15 protein-coding genes and 1 CRISPR repeat array are annotated in these 16,119 nt (G+C 73.2%); of the genes, 10 read left to right on the top strand and 5 right to left on the bottom strand.

Translation table 11 applies throughout. The annotated features are described in order from the left end of the window. The first annotated feature begins 59 nt into the window (after positions 1-59). The 4 genes from ACQ9ZG_RS19770 (at position 60) to ACQ9ZG_RS19755 (ending at position 2,901) form a co-directional block, all read left to right on the top strand. A complete protein-coding gene (locus ACQ9ZG_RS19770) occupies positions 60-572 on the top strand; it encodes a methylated-DNA--[protein]-cysteine S-methyltransferase (RefSeq protein WP_109917115.1) in 513 nt (170 codons plus the stop codon). Positions 573-688: 116 nt separating this feature from the next. Then, positions 689-1,474 carry a 2OG-Fe(II) oxygenase gene (locus tag ACQ9ZG_RS19765; protein ID WP_109917116.1) on the top strand — a complete coding sequence of 262 codons (786 nt, stop codon included), beginning with the start codon at positions 689-691 and terminating at the stop codon, positions 1,472-1,474. A 25-nt stretch (positions 1,475-1,499) separates the two neighbouring features. After that, positions 1,500-2,231, top strand: a complete 732-nt coding sequence (locus tag ACQ9ZG_RS19760) for a 2OG-Fe(II) oxygenase (protein ID WP_109917117.1) — start codon at positions 1,500-1,502, stop codon at positions 2,229-2,231. A 100-nt stretch (positions 2,232-2,331) separates the two neighbouring features. Beyond that, positions 2,332-2,901, top strand: coding sequence for a hypothetical protein (locus ACQ9ZG_RS19755; protein ID WP_499280966.1), 570 nt, complete (start codon positions 2,332-2,334; stop codon positions 2,899-2,901). A 109-nt stretch (positions 2,902-3,010) separates the two neighbouring features. Here ACQ9ZG_RS19755 and ACQ9ZG_RS19750 read toward each other — a convergent pair whose 3' ends face one another. Both ACQ9ZG_RS19750 and ACQ9ZG_RS19745 read right to left on the bottom strand, forming a co-directional pair. Then, positions 3,011-4,000 carry an alpha/beta fold hydrolase gene (locus ACQ9ZG_RS19750; protein WP_084993132.1) on the bottom strand — a complete coding sequence of 330 codons (990 nt, stop codon included), beginning with the start codon at positions 3,998-4,000 and terminating at the stop codon, positions 3,011-3,013. Positions 4,001-4,688: 688 nt separating this feature from the next. Then, positions 4,689-5,381: an iron-dependent transcriptional repressor DtxR gene (locus tag ACQ9ZG_RS19745; protein WP_028416843.1), complete on the bottom strand. Its 693-nt coding sequence runs from the start codon at positions 5,379-5,381 to the stop codon at positions 4,689-4,691. 219 nt (positions 5,382-5,600) lie between these two features. Here ACQ9ZG_RS19745 and ACQ9ZG_RS19740 point away from each other — a divergent pair, with 219 nt between their 5' ends. Further along, entirely contained in the window at positions 5,601-6,356 is a 756-nt protein-coding gene (locus tag ACQ9ZG_RS19740; protein WP_018490616.1) for an SIS domain-containing protein, read from the top strand. Between the two features lie 202 nt (positions 6,357-6,558). Here the strand turns inward: ACQ9ZG_RS19740 and ACQ9ZG_RS19735 are convergent, their stop codons facing one another. Both ACQ9ZG_RS19735 and pdxH read right to left on the bottom strand, forming a co-directional pair. Then, positions 6,559-8,037, bottom strand: coding sequence for a PAS domain-containing protein (locus ACQ9ZG_RS19735; RefSeq protein WP_499280964.1), 1,479 nt, complete (start codon positions 8,035-8,037; stop codon positions 6,559-6,561). 458 nt (positions 8,038-8,495) lie between these two features. Then, a complete protein-coding gene (gene pdxH / locus ACQ9ZG_RS19730; RefSeq protein WP_109917075.1) occupies positions 8,496-9,122 on the bottom strand; it encodes a pyridoxamine 5'-phosphate oxidase in 627 nt (208 codons plus the stop codon). Positions 9,123-9,409: 287 nt separating this feature from the next. On the opposite strand from pdxH, the gene ACQ9ZG_RS19725 reads away from it, so the two are divergent. Next, positions 9,410-10,510, top strand: coding sequence for a citrate synthase 2 (locus ACQ9ZG_RS19725; protein WP_018490613.1), 1,101 nt, complete (start codon positions 9,410-9,412; stop codon positions 10,508-10,510). A 189-nt stretch (positions 10,511-10,699) separates the two neighbouring features. Then, on the top strand, positions 10,700-11,263 hold the full coding sequence (locus ACQ9ZG_RS19720; RefSeq protein WP_109917074.1) for a VOC family protein: 564 nt from the start codon (positions 10,700-10,702) through the stop codon (positions 11,261-11,263). Between the two features lie 29 nt (positions 11,264-11,292). Here the strand turns inward: ACQ9ZG_RS19720 and ACQ9ZG_RS19715 are convergent, their stop codons facing one another. Next, entirely contained in the window at positions 11,293-11,916 is a 624-nt protein-coding gene (locus ACQ9ZG_RS19715; RefSeq protein ID WP_109917077.1) for an SMI1/KNR4 family protein, read from the bottom strand. A 265-nt stretch (positions 11,917-12,181) separates the two neighbouring features. Beyond that, positions 12,182-13,066: a CRISPR direct-repeat array (repeat unit 29 nt; unit sequence GTGGTCCCCGCGCGTGCGGGGGTGGTCCC). Positions 13,067-13,287: 221 nt separating this feature from the next. Here ACQ9ZG_RS19715 and ACQ9ZG_RS19710 point away from each other — a divergent pair. From ACQ9ZG_RS19710 to ACQ9ZG_RS19700, 3 genes are all read left to right on the top strand, one after another. Further along, entirely contained in the window at positions 13,288-14,610 is a 1,323-nt protein-coding gene (locus ACQ9ZG_RS19710) for a cytochrome P450 (RefSeq protein ID WP_109917073.1), read from the top strand. Positions 14,611-14,873: 263 nt separating this feature from the next. Beyond that, positions 14,874-15,206 (top strand): SCO4225 family membrane protein, encoded by a 333-nt coding sequence (locus ACQ9ZG_RS19705; RefSeq protein WP_109917072.1) that lies wholly within the window; start codon positions 14,874-14,876, stop codon positions 15,204-15,206. Between the two features lie 241 nt (positions 15,207-15,447). Continuing rightward, on the top strand, positions 15,448-16,041 hold the full coding sequence (locus ACQ9ZG_RS19700) for a DM13 domain-containing protein (protein WP_109917071.1): 594 nt from the start codon (positions 15,448-15,450) through the stop codon (positions 16,039-16,041). Positions 16,042-16,119: the final 78 nt, after the last annotated feature.

Below are 16,119 nucleotides of genomic sequence, written 5' to 3'. Positions count from 1 at the left end.
CCGCGCCCGGCCCGGCCGCCACCCCTCACCCGCCTCCCGACCAGAGACGAGGACCGACCATGGACACCCGGCACACCGTCATCGAATCCGGCCTCGGCCCCCTCACCGTCGTCGCCCGGGGGCAGGCCCTGACCGGCCTGTACTTCGCCGACCACGTCCGCCGCCCCGCCGAGGAGGCGCTCGGCCCCCGGGTCCCGGCCGAGGACGACCCCCTGTTCGCGGAGGCCGCCGAGCAGCTCCACGACTACCTCGCCGGGCGGCGCGACGCCTTCGCCCTGCCGCTCGCACCCGAGGGGGACGCCTTCCAGCACGCCGTCTGGGACCTGGTCGGGGCGATCCCCCACGGCGGGACCACCACGTACGGAACGATCGCGGAGCGTCTCGGCGCCCCCGGGCTCGCCCAGCGCGTCGGCCAGGCCGTGGGGGCCAACCCGCTCTGCGTCCTCGTCCCGTGCCACCGGGTCGTCGGCGCCGACAACTCCCTCACCGGCTACGCGGGGGGCCTCGCCCGCAAACGCGCGCTGCTCACCCTGGAGGAACCCGCCGAGGTGACGGCCTCACGCCTGTTCTGACCGTCCTTCCGTCCATCCCGTCGCGCCTGTTCCGACCGCCCCGTCACACCTGTTCCGACGGTCCCGTCCCGGGGCGCCCCGCCCGGAGCGCCCCTCCCGACAGCGAAAGCACCACCATGAACCACTCCGCCGGTCTGCCCGCCACCCTCTTCGACGACGCCTTCGGGTCCGGCGGGGCGCCACGGACGGCGGCCGACGGCGAGCTGCCCGCGCTCCAGGGCCTGGACTGGGCAGCGCTGTACGCGCGGCTGAACGAGAACGGGGTGGCGCTCACCGAGCCGCTGCTCTCGCCCGAGCAGTGCGAGGAGGTGATCAGGACCTACGAGAACCCCGCGCTGTTCCGCTCCACCGTGGTGATGCAGCGGCACCAGCTCGGCCGCGGCACCTACAAGTACTACGCCGACCCGGCCGCGGTCCCCCTCGTCCGGGCGCTGCGCGAACAGCTGTATCCGCCCCTGGCGTGGATGGCCAACCAGTGGGCGCCGCTGCTGAACGAGCGCGCCTTCCCCGCCACCCTGGACGAACTGCTCGCGGAGTGCGCGGCCAACGGCCAGACCCGGCCCACCCCGCTGATCCTGCACTACGGCGAGGGCGACTACGCCTGCCTCCACCAGGACGTCTACGGCGACATCGTCTTCCCGTTGCAGATCACCGTCATGCTCACCCGGCCCGGGGAGGACTTCACCGGCGGGGAGAACGTCTTCGTCGAACAACGCCCCCGGGCCCAGTCACGGGCCGTCGTCGTCAGACCGTTGCTGGGCCAGGCGATGATCTTCCCGGTCCGCCACCGTCCCGTACGCGGCGAGCACGGCTTCCGCCGCCATCCGATGCGGCACGGCACCAACGCCGTGGAGTCCGGCCGCCGCACCACCCTCGGCGTCATCTTCCACAACGCCCGCTGACCCGCCCGCGCAGCAAGGAGGCACCATGACCGACACCGCTCCCCCGACCGGCCCCCTCGGAGACCGGGTCGCAGCGGGCGACTGGGACGCGCTGACCAGCGAGCTGGACCTGCACGGCAGCGCGCTGACCTGGCCGCTCCTCACCCCGGCCGAATGCGCGGAGATCGCCGGACTGTACGACGAGGACGACCGCTTCCGTACGACGGTCGACATGGCCCGCCACCGCTTCGGCTCCGGCCAGTACCGCTACTTCACCCATGATCTGCCCGACGCCGTACGGACGTTGCGGGAGGCGTTCTATCCGCGCCTGCTGCCCGTCGCCCGCGCCTGGGCCGGGAAGCTCGGCCGGCCCGCGCCCTGGCCCGACACCCTGCGGGAGTGGCTCGCGATGTGCCACGACGCCGGGCAGGACCGCTCGGCCCAGATCCTGCTGCGGTACGGCCCCGGCGACTGGAACGCCCTCCACCGGGACGTGTTCGGGGACATGGTCTTCCCCCTCCAGGTCGTCATCGGCCTCGACGCGCCCGGAACCGACTTCACCGGCGGCGAGTTCCTCATGACCGAGCAGCGCCCCCGCGCCCAGACGCGCGGCTCGTCCACCACCCTGCCGCAGGGGCACGGACTGGTCTTCACCACCCGCGACCGGCCGGTCCCGTCCAAGCGCGGCTGGTCCAACGGCCCCATGCGCCACGGGGTGAGCACCGTCCGCTCGGGCCACCGCCGCACGCTCGGCCTGGTCTTCCACGACGCCGCGTGAACCAGGCGACGGGTGGTGTCATGCGAGGAGCGACGGGTGACGTGCGAGGAGCGACGGGTGTCATGCGAGGAGCGACGGGTGACGTGCGAGGAGTGACGGGATGAACGTCCGCAAGGGGTGGCGGCAGCGCCGCTCACCGCTCATCAGCGCCCTGGACCAGGCGGCGTACGGTGATCTCGTCGCCGCTGCGCCCGCACCCCACACCGGGGCTGAACTCGCCGCCCTGACGGCCCTGTTGGCCGGGTCGCGGAAACAGATCGGGGCCGTCGCGGTGGGCCGCAGCAGGGACGCGCCCTCCCGGGCCGCCGCCGAGGCCTTCACCGCCGCGTGGGAGGCCCGCGGCGGGACGGTGCTCGCCGTGGTGGACTGGCCCGAGAGCGCCGCCTCCTGGCTGCGCCCGGCGGTCCGGCTGACGGAGACGGCACCGGACGCCTGGGTGGTGGCCGCGGCCCCGCTCGGCTTCGCCCAGCTCGCCCGCCGTCTGCGCCACTCCACCGACTGGGACCCCGCCCGCACCTACGCCTTCGCCGCCCTCGGGGACCCCCGCCTCCCGGACCTCGCCGGGGACGGGACCCTGCACGGCCTGCGCGGCGCCACGGCGGACGGCGGCACCTGGGAGGTACGCCACGACGAGGTGGCCGTCCTCCCCCCGGCCGCGGGCCCCCGCTAGGGCCGCTCCCGCAGGGCCGCGGGCCGCGTCACGGGGCGGCCGAGGGCCGCTCCCGGAATCTCATCCCGGGGGCGGCCGAGACCCGCTCCCCCAGGGCCTCGGGCCCCCGTCACGGGGCGACCGGCTCCCGGTCGCCCCGGGGGTCCTCGGCGAGCTGTTCCAGGAACGGCTCGACCGCCGCCCGCCACCCCTCCGGCTGGTCGTAGTGGACGAGATGGCCCGCGTCGGCCACCTCCGCGTACTGGCCGCGCGGCAGGACCCGCACCATCTCCTGCGCCTCGGCCCGGCCCAGCTCCCCGTCGAGCCCGCGCAGCACCAGGGCGGGGCAGCGGACCTGCGCCAGCTCCTCCCAGTGGGCGTCGAAGACCCAGGTGGCGCGGGAGCGGAGCATCTGGTGGCGGGAGAAGACCGGGCGCCAGCCGTCCTCGGTCTCCGTCATCACCTCGGCGTAGAACTCGCCGCGCGAGGGGTTCGGCCGCTCCACCCAGGGGTCGTCCTCACCGAACCACTTCCGGACGTCGGCCAGCGTGGCGAAGGGCAGCGGCCAGGACGCGAACCAGTCGGTCCACTCGCGCTGCGAGGCGGCCCCGAGGGCGGAGGCCCGCATGTCGCAGATGACGAGGGCGCGCACGAGGTCGGGGCGCTTGGCGGCGAGCTGCCAGCCGGTGAGCGCGCCCATCGCGTGGCCGACGACGGTGACGGGCCCGAGCCCGAGCTGTTCGATGGCGGCCTCGGCATCGCCGACGTACGCCTCGCGGGTGTACGGGCCTTCGGCCGGCTTGTCGCTGCGGCCGTGGCCGCGCTGGTCGAGGCCGACCGCGCGATAGCGCTCGGCGAGCCAGCGGGCGGTGGGGGCCCAGTGGGAGGCCCGGCCCATCAGCCCGTGCAGCAGTAAGACCCCGGGGGCTCCGGGCGCCTGATCCGCTCCGGGGGCCCGGCCCGCGCCGGCGGCGTCGCCCGTTCCGGGAGGCCGACCCGTTCCGGGGGTGTGGCCCGCGTCCTCCCCGACCGTCCCCGTGTGCTCCTTCGGCGGATCCGCGAACTCCCACGCCGCGAGGCGTGCGCCGTCGGTTCCGGTCACATCGATGCGCCGCACCATGGTCCTGGCACCCCCTTCTGGTCCTCGGTCACTCACCGCGTGGTCGCACAACGCCAGACTATCGAACTCTTATTCGAAAACAGGGGTCCGCCGCTCAACACCCCACGTTCGAGTGACACCCGGCGAGGGTTGCGGCCGGACGCCCTGGGGAGATCTCCAACGGGAGGCGGACCGCTCGGGGACAGGGGTCCGCAGGGAATGACCTTGAGAGCTCGGGGCTCCGGGTCAGCACAGGGGAGGACCGACCCCGGCGCCTTCGGGCGCCGGGGTCGACATCTGTTCGCGACAACGATGCCAGAGCGGTCGAAGAACGGCGGAGGCGACGCCGAACCGCCCCTGACCAGGGCATCCGGGACCGCGGCAACCACCGGACGGCGGGCGTGCCGATACGACGGGCGCATTCCCTGCTCCCTCCCCGACCGTGCCGACCGCATCCGGTCCGGCACCCTCAGGTCATATGCCTGGCCTCAGCCTGGCACGCGATCCGCCCGGCCGCTGCCATTCCGAGGGAAACCCACCCGGCTCCGTGCCGGCCCGTCCGGGACCCACCCCGTCCCGTCCGGCGTTCGACGGCGGAACCCTCAGCGAGGTGGCGGAACCCTCGGCGAGGCGAGCGACGCGGGGACAGGCTCCCCGCCCCAAGGGCCGACCGGAACCCCGACGCCCAAGGCGTCACCGCGTCACCGCGTCAGCGCTTGGCGACGAACACGTGCGAAGCGACCTCCGAGTCCAGCTCCGCCGCCTCCCCGCTCGACCCGACCAGCACCCCGCCGGGCGACTCCGTCACGCTCACGACCGACCCGGGCTGCACCCCGGCCCGCCGCAGCGTGTACATCAGCTGGGCGTCCGTCTGGATCGGCTCCCCGATCCGCCGCACGACCACGGTCTTGCCCTCCGCGCCCGGGTCCAGCTCGGCCAGGCTCACCATCGAGGCGTCCAGGAACGGATCGGCCTCGGCCTTCTCGCCCAGCTCCTCCAGGCCCGGGATGGGATTCCCGTACGGAGACTCCGTCGGGTGGCGCAGCAGCTCCAGCACCCGCCGCTCCACGGCCTCGCTCATCACGTGCTCCCAGCGGCAGGCCTCGGCGTGGACCTGCTCCCACTCCAGGCCGATCACGTCGACCAGCAGGCACTCGGCGAGCCGGTGCTTGCGCATGACGCGGGTGGCCAGGCGGCGGCCCTCCTCGGTCAGCTCCAGATGGCGGTCGTCCGCGACCTGGACCAGGCCGTCGCGCTCCATGCGGGCCACCGTCTGGCTGACCGTGGGACCGCTCTGGTCGAGCCGTTCCGCGATCCGGGCGCGCATGGGGACCACGCCTTCCTCTTCGAGTTCGAGGATGGTGCGGAGATACATCTCCGTGGTGTCGATCAGTCCGGACATACGTGCCCCTCGATGCTGTGACAGAAGACGTCGTGCGATGGCCCTCCACCAATTCTGACGCATCGCACCGACAACCGTGCCGCGCCGGTCGAAGACCGTGCGACGGCCGGACGGCGGAGGGCGTCGGGCGGTATTGACAGGCCACTGGTCCAGACCGCAACGTGATCGGCGGCACAGCCATTCCCGCCCCGCAGAAACCCGTCGAAAGGGTCCTTCCCGATGAGCGAAAGCAAGCTGGCCGGTCAGTTCTTCGATGCGGCGATCGGACTGCTCCAGCGGGTACGGGACGAGGAGTCGGACACCATCGCGGCCGCCGGGACCGCCATCGCGGACACCGTCGAGGCGGGCGGCCGGCTCTTCGCGTTCGGCGCCGGGCACTCCTCCCTGGCCGCCCAGGACGTGGTCTACCGGGCAGGCGGGCTGGCCCTGATGAACCTGCTCACCGTGCCCGGCACCGTCGGCGTGGACGTCATGCCCGCCACCCTCGGCTCCGCCCTGGAGCGGGTGGACGGCCTGGCCTCGGCGGTCCTGGACTCCAGCCCCGCCACCGCCGGCGACGTCCTCGTGATCATCTCGCTCTCCGGCCGCAACGCGCTCCCGGTCGAGATGGCCCAGAACGCCCGGGCCCTCGGGCTGAAGGTGATCGGCGTGACCTCGGTGGCGTACGCGGAGAACACCCGCTCCCGGCACACCTCGGGCGGCTTCCTGCGCGACCACTGCGACATCGTGCTGGACAGCAAGATCGCGATCGGGGACGCGGAGCTGACCGCCCCCGGCATCGAGGCCCCCTTCGCCCCCGCCTCCACCGTCGTGACCAGCGCGATCATGCAGTCGATGATGGCGGCGGCGGCCGAGCGGCTGGTGGCGCGCGGGATCGAGCCGCCGCTGCTGCGCTCGGGGAACGTCGACGGCGGCCACGACTGGAACGGCCGGGTGATGACGGAGTACCGGGAGCGGATCTTCTACCGCCACTGACCCCCGGCCCCCTCCTCCCTCACCCGGCGCGTGGCGGCGGGCCCGCGCCGGGTGGGAGGGCTCGATCAGCGGCCGTACGGTCTCGGGCTGGAGGGCGCCACCACGGGCCGCCACCACGGGCCCGCGGTGGCGCCCGCAGCCCGATCGCCCCGGCCCCGGACCCCGTACCGTCCCGCCCGACCGCGACGCCCCGCCCCGGCGGCTACTCCGCGCGCTCCCCCGAACCCGCCCCCACCGCCCGGGCCAGGTCCACGGCGCCCGCGACCCGGGCGGCGACCGTCTCCGCGTACGCCGTGTCCGGGCGTTCGAAGGCGGCCCGGTTCGCCGCGCGGAGGAACGTCAGGACGCCCAGCGTCCGCCCCCGGCTCCGGAGCACCGTGGACAGGGCGTGGGCCGCGTCCCGGGGCCAGCGCCGGTCCGCCGCCCAGGCCGCCGCGCCTTCCGCGTCCCCGGCGCCCGCACCCGCGCTCGTACGGACCGAGCCGGTGCGCTCGACGGCCTGGAGGGCGGGGTGGCCGGGGCCGTAACGGACGGGGATGGAGCCGCCCGCGACCAGCAGGCAGGGGCCGGGCGCGTCGGCGGGGGTGGCGGCCGTACGGACCAGGCGCTCGCCCTCCACGAGGTCGAGCAGGACGTGGTCGGCGAACCCGGCCAGGGCGAAGTCGAGCAGGGAGGTCGCGGCCTCCATCGGGTCCTCGCACTCGGAGACCGTACGGGCCGCCCGGTGCAGCTGCCCGGTCCGGAACCGCAGCCGGTCCGCCTCCTGCTGGGCGAGCTTCTTGGCCGTCACGTCCCGGAACATCCACCCGACCCCGAGCGGAACCGGTTCCTCCGTGAGCGGTGAGGCCAGCCGCAGGAACCCGCTGCGCCAGCACCGCCGCCGCTCGCCCTCCGCCGTCCGCAGCGTCACCCAGAACTCCGCCGGAGCCCCCGGCGCCCCTTCGGCCAGCACATGGGCCAGGGCGGCCTCCAGCTCCTCCACGCCCTGGACCACCAGCTCGCCGAGCGGCCGGCCCAGCAGGCCCGTACGGGTGCCGCCCAGAGCACGGCCGGCGTACGCGTTGACGACGGTCGGGCGGAGGTCGACGTCGACGAGCACCACCCCCCAGGAGACGTCCTCCAGCAGCGCTTCGCTGAGCGCGATGGCGCGCTCCAGGTCGATCTGCGCGTGCACCTCGCTGAACGCGCAGTAGACCCCGGCCGGTTTGCCTCCGGCGCCCAGGACCCGGGCGGACTGGGTCCGCACCAGCACCCGGCTGCCGTCCTTGCGCAGCAGCGCGAACTCGTGGACCTGGCGCCCCGGCGCGTCCATGGCGGCCATCAGCCGCCCCTGCACCTCGTGCGCGTCGGCCCGGCGCACCGCCCACCCCGCGAACCCCTTGCGCCCCACGGCCTCCTGGGCGGACCAGCCGAGGATGCGCTCGGCCTCGCGGTTCCAGTGGGTGACGGTGCCGCCCGCGTCGAAGGCGCAGAGGGCGGCGTCCATGCCGTCGAGCAGGGCGGCGAGCAGTTCGGCACCGGAGTCGGCTCCGGACCCGGCCCCGGAGCCGGGCGGGGCGGAACGAGCACCCTGCCCGTCCGGACCGCCCTGTCCGCCCTGTCCGTCGGCCCGGCCGGGCTCGTCGGGCCCTTCGTCCGGTCCCAGCGCGTCGGTGGTCCCGCTGCTCCTGGAAGCACCCACTCCGTACCCCCCGCAGAACGTGTCGGCCGTTTCCCCGCGCGTCACCACGCGTATTGCTGCACGTCAGACCATTGAACTCGAACGTGACCCAGCGCACATCCCACTTCGCCAAATAAATCGGTTGAACGGCCGCCGGGCCCGCTCCTAGGCTTCACAGCACACAAGAAAGGAGGTGTTCCGGAAGTGATTTCTCTTCGGACTCGTGAGGTGGCTGCGGGCTGACGCCCGTTGTCACGCACTTTCGCAGTGCATGGCCGGATGCCGGCCAATACCCAGCAGTCACCGACCCGCAGGCTCGCCGGTAAGTCCGGCCGGCTCCTCTGTGCACGGAGGACCCAGAGCCTGCGGGTTTCTGCGTTTCCCCAGGTGGAAGCCCGCCCACCCCGTCCGTCGGCTCCGTCAGCTCCATCGGCTCCGTCAGCTCCATCACCTCCATCGGCTCCGTCAGCTCCATCGGCCTACGGGCTGAGCCGCTCCACCCGCCAGGAACCGCCCTCCCTGACGTACCGCAGCCGGTCGTGCAGCCGGTTCCCGTGCCCCTGCCAGAACTCGACGGTCGCGGGCACCACACGGAAGCCGCCCCAGTTCGGCGGGGCGGGCACCGTCTCGCCCTCCGGGTAGCGCGCGGCCAGTTCCTCGTACCGCTCGATCAGCTCTTCGCGGGAGCCGATGACGGTGGACTGCTCGCTGGCCCAGGCGCCGAGCCGGGAGCCGTGCGGCCGGGTGCGGAAGTAGTCGGCGGTCTCCTCGCGGGAGACCCGGGAGGCGGTGCCGGTGACGATCACCTGGCGGGTCATGGGGTGCCAGGGGAAGAGGAGCGAGACGTGCGGGTTGGCGGCCAGCTCGCGGCCCTTGCGGGAGCCGTAGTTCGTGAAGAAGACGAAGCCCCGGTCGTCGTACTGCTTCAGCAGGACCGTACGCGAGGAGGGGCGGCCGTCGGGGGTGGCGGTGGAGACGACCATCGCGTTGGGCTCGTGGAGCACACCGCCCGCGGCGACCTGGCGGAACCAGCGGGCGAACTGGTCCATCGGGTCGGGGCTGAGATCGCCCTCGGTGAAGCCCTCGGAGCGGTAGTGCTCGCGCATGGCGGCGGGATCGATGGTGGAATCGACGGGAAGGGGTTCCGATCCCGGTCCCGGTTCCGATCCAGGAGAACGGTCTGGTGTGGGCACGGGCCCATCCTGCCGCAGCGGCCGAGTCTGCCCGGCGGGGCGTCCCCGTAACCGCGTACCGGAGGAATGGAGTCCTGTGCCGGACGTCACGCTTCCCCGCTCCCCGGGAACCCGCCAATATCGTGAGGCAGGGCGTCAGGGAACCCTCCGGGGCGCAGGGGACCGCCGCCCATCCACCGCCGAACCGAGGGAGCCGCCTGATGTCCGACTTCGTACCCGGTCTTGAGGGAGTCGTCGCTTTCGAAACGGAGATCGCCGAACCGGACAAGGAAGGCGGTTCGCTCCGCTACCGAGGGGTCGACATCGAGGACCTGGTCGGCCATGTCTCCTTCGGCAACGTCTGGGGCCTGCTGGTGGACGGGGCGTTCAACCCCGGGCTGCCGCCGGCCGAGCCGTTCCCGATCCCGGTGCACTCGGGTGACATCCGGGTCGACGTCCAGTCCGCGCTGGCGATGCTCGCCCCCGTCTGGGGGCTGAAGCCGCTGCTGGACATCGACGAGGCGACGGCCCGGGACGACCTGGCACGGGCCGCGGTGATGGCCCTGTCGTACGTCGCCCAGTCGGCGCGCGGCCAGGGCGTGCCAATGGTTCCCCAGAGCGAGATCGACAAGGCGCAGTCCGTCGTGGAGCGGTTCATGATCCGCTGGCGCGGCGAGCCGGACCCGAAGCACGTGAAGGCGGTCGACGCGTACTGGACGTCGGCGGCCGAGCACGGCATGAACGCCTCCACGTTCACCGCCCGGGTCATCGCCTCCACCGGCGCGGACGTGGCCGCCGCCCTCTCCGGCGCGGTCGGCGCGATGTCGGGCCCGCTGCACGGCGGCGCCCCGTCCCGGGTCCTCGGCATGATCGAGGAGATCGAGCGTACGGGCGACGCCACGGCGTACGTGAAGGGCGCCCTGGACCGGGGCGAGCGTCTGATGGGCTTCGGCCACCGCGTCTACCGCGCCGAGGACCCCCGCGCCCGCGTCCTGCGCCGCACCGCCCGCGAGCTGGCCGCCCCGCGCTTCGAGGTGGCGGAGGCCCTGGAGAAGGCCGCCCTGGAGGAGCTGCACAACCGCCGCCCGGACCGCGTCCTGGCGACGAACGTCGAGTTCTGGGCCGCCATCGTCCTGGACTTCGCGGAGGTCCCGGCGCACATGTTCACGTCGATGTTCACGTGCGCCCGCACGGCGGGCTGGTCGGCCCACATCCTGGAGCAGAAGCGTACGGGCCGCCTGGTCCGCCCGTCGGCCACGTACGTGGGCCCGGGCTCGCGGAACCCGCGCGAGATCGAGGGGTACGCGGACATCGCGGGGTGAGCCCCCGGGTGGGGGCGCGGTGCGGCCTCCGGCGGGGTGAGCCCCCGGCAGGGGGGGCGGGCGCGGTGCGGCTTCCGGCGGGGCGTGCCTCAGGTGGGGCGGGTGAGATCCGCTCATCGGCCGGACGGGCGGTGAGCGTGCCGTTACGGGGTACGCGTACCGGCACATCTCCGACCCGAGGAGGCCGCTGTGACCACCGCCCCGCGCCCGCCGCGCCCGTCCCTGACCCTCTCCAGCACGGTGCTCGACGCCCCGGACGCGGCGGAGCTGGCGGACTTCTACCGCCGCCTCCTGGGGTGGGAGCCGGTGCAGCAGGAGCCCGACTGGGTGAAGCTGCTCCCGCCCGGCGGGGGCCCGGGCCTGGGCTTCCAGACGGAGAAGGCGTACACGCCCCCGACCTGGCCCGCCCCCCTGGGCGCGGACGGCGGCCAGCTGATGATGCTGCACCTGGACTTCGAGGTGACGGACCTGGAGGCGGGGGTGGCCCACGCGGTGGCGGAGGGCGCGACACCGGCGGAGTTCCAGCCCCAGCACGACGTACGGGTGCTGTTCGACCCGGCGGGCCACCCGTTCTGCCTGTTCGTACGCGACCGGGTCCCGGGCGACACCCCGGCGATCAGCCCCGAGTGGGTGGCCGAGCAGGCCCGGGACATCAGGACGCAGGATCCGCTGGTGGCGGAAGCGGTCACACCGGACCGGCGGGAGGCGACGGAGGAGCCGGAGTGGGGCCCCGGGGACGGCGTCCCCGTCTGACGGGCTCCCGGTCCCGCCCCGGACCGCCCCTACTCGTCGTCCTCCATGTCCTCGTACCCGTCGTGGAACAGCTCGGAGAAGCTGGAGAACTCCTGGAGATCGCCGTACTTCGGCGCGAACAGGTAGGCGGCCCACTCGCCGTCCGGCCCGGCGTCGGTCGGATCGAGCAGCCAGAAGTCCTCCCCGGCGGCCACTTCGACGGACCGGCGGAACAGCTGCACGTAGTCGTCGTTGTCCGGGTCCTCTCCGTAGATCTCTATCAGGCCGGGGCCGGCTTCGCTGTCCCGCATCCACGCGACCTCACCGCACGGCTGGACCAGGTCCGCCCACCCCTTCACCCGCTTCCACCCGTTGCTGGCCAGGAAGAACCCCCGGAGACTCGGAGGGAACCGCACCCCGAGCCGTTCCTCCGCCGCCGCCAACTCCTCCTCCCGCGCGGGCGCTTCGCCGAGCCACTGCTCCAGCCGCCCTTCCTCCTCCAGCAGATCCAGCTGGTCCTCGTCCAGCAGATCGACGAGCTCCTGGTCGGAGGCCTCGCTCCTCATGTACCGCTCGTCGTACCGCTCCAGAAAGCGACGCCACTCCTCAGGTGTGGTCAGGACGTCGGTAACTTCACTGTCTTCAGGCTTGGTTGTCTCATCCACACGCCCCATGCTCGCAGGCCCCTCTGACAACACCCTCGGCGTCCGGGTCCGCGCACCGGCCATCGGACGCCAGCACAACCACCAGCCGAGGGAACCACGCCAACTGGACGCGGTTGGCGCTCCGGTGCCACGCGCAGCACCGGGGAAGGGCAGAATCACTCCTGACGTATTCGGCTGAAGGCAGGGCTCTTCCCAAGACCGGAGAGATATGTCCGTTTCTCAAGAAGTAAGCAAAAACAGCCCCTCAGCCGCATAGACCCGCAGGTCACGAACTGTGGTCCCCGCGCGTGCGGGGGTGGTCCCGTGCAGTCGTAATAACGGAGGGCGGGGAGTTTGTGGTCCCCGCGCGTGCGGGGGTGGTCCCTCCTGTTGGCACAAGGAGGTGTCGGATGCCGAGTGGTCCCCGCGCGTGCGGGGGTGGTCCCCGAGAGGCCCGGACGCCGGACGTACGGTTAGCGTGGTCCCCGCGCGTGCGGGGGTGGTCCCCGACGTCCACCCCTTGGCCGACGCGTACGCCAGTGGTCCCCGCGCGTGCGGGGGTGGTCCCGTATGTCCGCCGGCTGTTGTCAGAATCCAGCCGTGGTCCCCGCGCGTGCGGGGGTGGTCCCGCGACCGCCCAGCAGCCCCCGGCGATCGGTACGTGGTCCCCGCGCGTGCGGGGGTGGTCCCGATCGAGTGCCGGGCCTGGGCTAGTTCGGCATCAGTGGTCCCCGCGCGTGCGGGGGTGGTCCCCACATGTGCCCGCTGGGCAGAACGATGCTTGAGTGGTCCCCGCGCGTGCGGGGGTGGTCCCGGCTGGCTCTACAGGATCGGCATCGTCCTGTGGTGGTCCCCGCGCGTGCGGGGGTGGTCCCTCCCACGTGGGTGCCGGTCGGCTCGCCCTCGAGTGGTCCCCGCGCGTGCGGGGGTGGTCCCTCCCACGTGGGTGCCGGTCGGCTCGCCCTCGAGTGGTCCCCGCGCGTGCGGGGGTGGTCCCACCCCGGGCGAGGTTAACGGCCTGCTGCCGCCGTGGTCCCCGCGCGTGCGGGGGTGGTCCCACGTTCCTCGCCTGCGCCGTCGCCGTCGCGTCGTGGTCCCCGCGCGTGCGGGGGTGGTCCCTCCAGGCCGCTGTAGGTGCCGGGGCCGTCGCCGTGGTCCCCGCGCGTACAGGGATAGTCCAGAAGCTCACAGGCCCACAGGCCCCGCCGTACCCGAATGAAGTCATCGGGCGTCGGCTGACGCCTGCCATGCCTCCGCGCCGCCCACGGCCAGAGCACCCAGCACCCAGCACCCAGCACCCAGCACCCAGCACACGTAACGCCGTCATCGTCCGACTCGTTGTCGCGAGAGGCGAGAGACATGGGTGGTCGACGCCCGCGGAGCCCAGGAGGCTTGGGAATCATGATCGAAGAGGGCGGCCCCGGGGGATGTCCGGCATCACGGGAGGAGCCTCGCGTCGCGCACTCCCGTACGCTGCGGTTCTGGCTCGATCCGGCGAACATCGCGGTGCGCCTCGGCCAGGCGGGCCCCGTCGCCCGGACGAAGGCCGGACCGGCGGTCGCCTTCCAGGTCAACGACCCTTCGCTGCTCAGGAAGATCGGCTGCGGGGAGGACAACTTCCAGGCCTGGAGCGCGGACCCGTGCCTCCGGGACTTCACCGGGAACGGTTTCGCCGGGGCCGAGGGGCAGCCCCACCGCGACCGGCGCGCGCTGATGAAGCCGGCGCTCGCGGCACCCCGCCTGACGGCTCTGGGACCGTCCGTACGGGACAGTGCCGAACGCCTGATCGCGGACCTCCCCACCGACCGCCCGCTCGACATCCCCTTCGAGATGAGCCGTCTGGTGGCGGGACTCGTCATCGAGACCGTCCTGAACAGCGCCATCTCCCCGGACGCGCTGACCAGGCTGGCGCGGGCGCGTTCCGTGCTGTCCGCAGGGGTGTTCTGGAGGTACGCGCTGTCGCCGTGGCCCTGGGTGCCCACGCCCCGGCGGCGCGCCTTCCGCCGGGCGTTGGCGACGCTGGACGAGGCCGCCCGGGAGGTGTACGTACGCCACCGGCCGGACGCGGACGGAAATGACGTCGTCTCCCTGCTCAAGCGCTCTCCCGACGACCGCCCGGACGCGGCGCTGCACGACGTACGTGCGCTGCTGTTCGCCGGCATCGAGGCCACGGCTTCGACCTTCGCCTGGGCCTGCTACGAGTTGGACCGGCACCCCGACCACCAGACCGCCATCCGGGCCGAGGCCGACGCCGTCCTGGGCGCCGACTCCCCACCCGGGGCCGTACAGCCCCGTCTGCTGCCCCGTACCGCAGGATTCGTCTCCGAGGTCACCCGGCTGCACGGCATCCCGTTCCTGGTGCGCCGCCCCCGTCAGGAGACGTACGTGGGCGAACAGCCGGTACCCGCCGGTGCCCTGGTGACCCTGCCCCTGGGCGCGCTGCGCCGCGACCCCGCGCGGTACGCACGGCCGGAGGAGTTCGACCCGCTGCGCTGGGCGCCCGGGGCCCGGCCCCCGCTCTCGCCCGCCGCCCTGTTCCCCTACGGCCTCGGCCCCCGCTACTGCCCCGGTGCCGCGGCCTCCGAGATCATGGTGCCGGTCGCGCTGGCGAGTCTGGTCCGCTCACGGACGCTCCGTACGGCACCGCCGGGCGGAACCGTCCGCGTGAGCCTGGAACTCACCCCCATGCCCAAGGGGTTGACCATGGTCGCCGCGCCCCGCTGAGCCTCGGCTGCCTCTCCCGGGACATCGCGCGATGAGCAGGCCGCCCCGCCCCGGCGGCCCCCGGCGGAGCCTCCCCCGGACCGGCACACGGCCGACCCGGACCCGAGAGGCGAACCCAAGACGTAGGCACAGCAGGTCGGTTCACGGATACGGACGTGAGTAGGACAACTCATGTGGCGGGCCCCGGCGGGCGGCAGAGTTCACGTCGTCGACAGAACGACCACCGCACCGGACCCACCGACCCTCTCCCAGGGAGCCGACTCATGGCCAAGACCTCTCGCTCGCTGCCGCAGACCTTCCGCCACTACCTGGTGAACCCGCTGGCCCTGGGCTACCTCGGCGTCGTGCTCGCGGTGTGCCTCTGGGTCGCCGTGGACGCCTCCTTCGCGGCCTCCTCCGGAGATGCCAGCTTCGCCGGGGTGTGGGCCGTACTGGTCACCGCGCCGATGTCGCTGATGATCCCCTTCGAGGGCCCCGTGGCCCTGGTGGGGATCCCGATCGGCGCGCTCGTCCAGGCCTTCGCCCTCGGTGCCATGTACCGCTACGCCACCGAGCGGCGCTCCCACGGCACGGCGAACGGCCCCATCGGAGCCTGACCCTCCGGTTCCGTCGACGATGCTCCCCACCCGGACGGTGGGGAGCATCCTCGCGTCGCCCGGCCACCGACCGGGCGACCGATCCGCTCGTTCCTGGCCGACCCGTCGGCATGCCCTTGCGGGAACCCGGAGCCCGCCGCCTCCCGTTCGTCCTCAGGGTGGCTTCCCCACCTCCACGCCCTCCGAGGAGTCCTCCGACGGCGCCAACACCCTTCCGGCAGAACGAAGAAGAAGAGGAACCATGGCCAAGCCCGACCCGACGGCCCGCGCCCCGCGGAAGCGACGGCGCTGGAGTGCTCCGGTGCTCACCGGCGCGGTGATCGCCTTCGCCCTGGTGGCGACCGCGGGACTGTACTGGTTCCAGCCCTGGAAGCTGTGGCAGGACGAGACGGTACGGGAGGAACTCGCCGTGCCCACCGCCCCGCCGCAGACCGCTCCCCCCGCTCCCGGCGCCCCTTCGTCGTCGGCACCGACCGGGCCGACGACTCTGGCGACCGGCAAGCTGATCAGCCACGAGCACCGCACGACCGGCACGGTGAAGGTGGTGGTCCTGCCGGACGGCTCACGGACACTGCGCCTGGAGAACCTGGACACCAGCAATGGCCCCAAGCTGGAGGTGTGGATCACCGACGCCCCGGTCAAGGAAGGGCGAGCGGGCTGGCACGTCTTCGACGACGGCGCGTACCAGAGCCTCGGCGCGCTGAAGGGCAACAAGGGCGACCAGAACTACGCTCTGCCGGACGAGATCGATCTGAACCGGCTCACCAGCGTGAGCATCTGGTGCGCGCGCTTCAACGTCTCCTTCGGAGCGGCCGAACTGACCGCCGCCGCCTGAGGCCGACCCGCCGGGCGGTCCCGTCGATACGGAGCGGACCGGCCCACCCTCCCACCGCATCACGGTCCTCCGTCACCC

Source organism: Streptomyces araujoniae, from assembly GCF_050871195.1.
In the GTDB taxonomy this organism is placed as follows: domain Bacteria; phylum Actinomycetota; class Actinomycetes; order Streptomycetales; family Streptomycetaceae; genus Streptomyces; species Streptomyces bacillaris.
This window is presented reverse-complemented; position numbering and strand designations above follow the sequence as displayed.

Excerpts from the sequence above, each read along its gene's own strand:
- ACQ9ZG_RS19770 (WP_109917115.1), top strand. The coding sequence starts at position 60 with ATGGACACCCGGCACACCGTCATCGAATCCGGCCTCGGCCCCCTCACC.
- ACQ9ZG_RS19765 (WP_109917116.1), top strand. The coding sequence starts at position 689 with ATGAACCACTCCGCCGGTCTGCCCGCCACCCTCTTCGACGACGCCTTC.
- ACQ9ZG_RS19760 (WP_109917117.1), top strand. The coding sequence starts at position 1,500 with ATGACCGACACCGCTCCCCCGACCGGCCCCCTCGGAGACCGGGTCGCA.
- ACQ9ZG_RS19755 (WP_499280966.1), top strand. The coding sequence starts at position 2,332 with ATGAACGTCCGCAAGGGGTGGCGGCAGCGCCGCTCACCGCTCATCAGC.
- ACQ9ZG_RS19750 (WP_084993132.1), bottom strand. The coding sequence starts at position 4,000 with ATGGTGCGGCGCATCGATGTGACCGGAACCGACGGCGCACGCCTCGCG.
- ACQ9ZG_RS19745 (WP_028416843.1), bottom strand. The coding sequence starts at position 5,381 with ATGTCCGGACTGATCGACACCACGGAGATGTATCTCCGCACCATCCTC.
- ACQ9ZG_RS19740 (WP_018490616.1), top strand. The coding sequence starts at position 5,601 with ATGAGCGAAAGCAAGCTGGCCGGTCAGTTCTTCGATGCGGCGATCGGA.
- pdxH (WP_109917075.1), bottom strand. The coding sequence starts at position 9,122 with ATGCGCGAGCACTACCGCTCCGAGGGCTTCACCGAGGGCGATCTCAGC.
- ACQ9ZG_RS19725 (WP_018490613.1), top strand. The coding sequence starts at position 9,410 with ATGTCCGACTTCGTACCCGGTCTTGAGGGAGTCGTCGCTTTCGAAACG.
- ACQ9ZG_RS19715 (WP_109917077.1), bottom strand. The coding sequence starts at position 11,916 with ATGGGGCGTGTGGATGAGACAACCAAGCCTGAAGACAGTGAAGTTACC.
- ACQ9ZG_RS19710 (WP_109917073.1), top strand. The coding sequence starts at position 13,288 with ATGATCGAAGAGGGCGGCCCCGGGGGATGTCCGGCATCACGGGAGGAG.
- ACQ9ZG_RS19705 (WP_109917072.1), top strand. The coding sequence starts at position 14,874 with ATGGCCAAGACCTCTCGCTCGCTGCCGCAGACCTTCCGCCACTACCTG.
- ACQ9ZG_RS19700 (WP_109917071.1), top strand. The coding sequence starts at position 15,448 with ATGGCCAAGCCCGACCCGACGGCCCGCGCCCCGCGGAAGCGACGGCGC.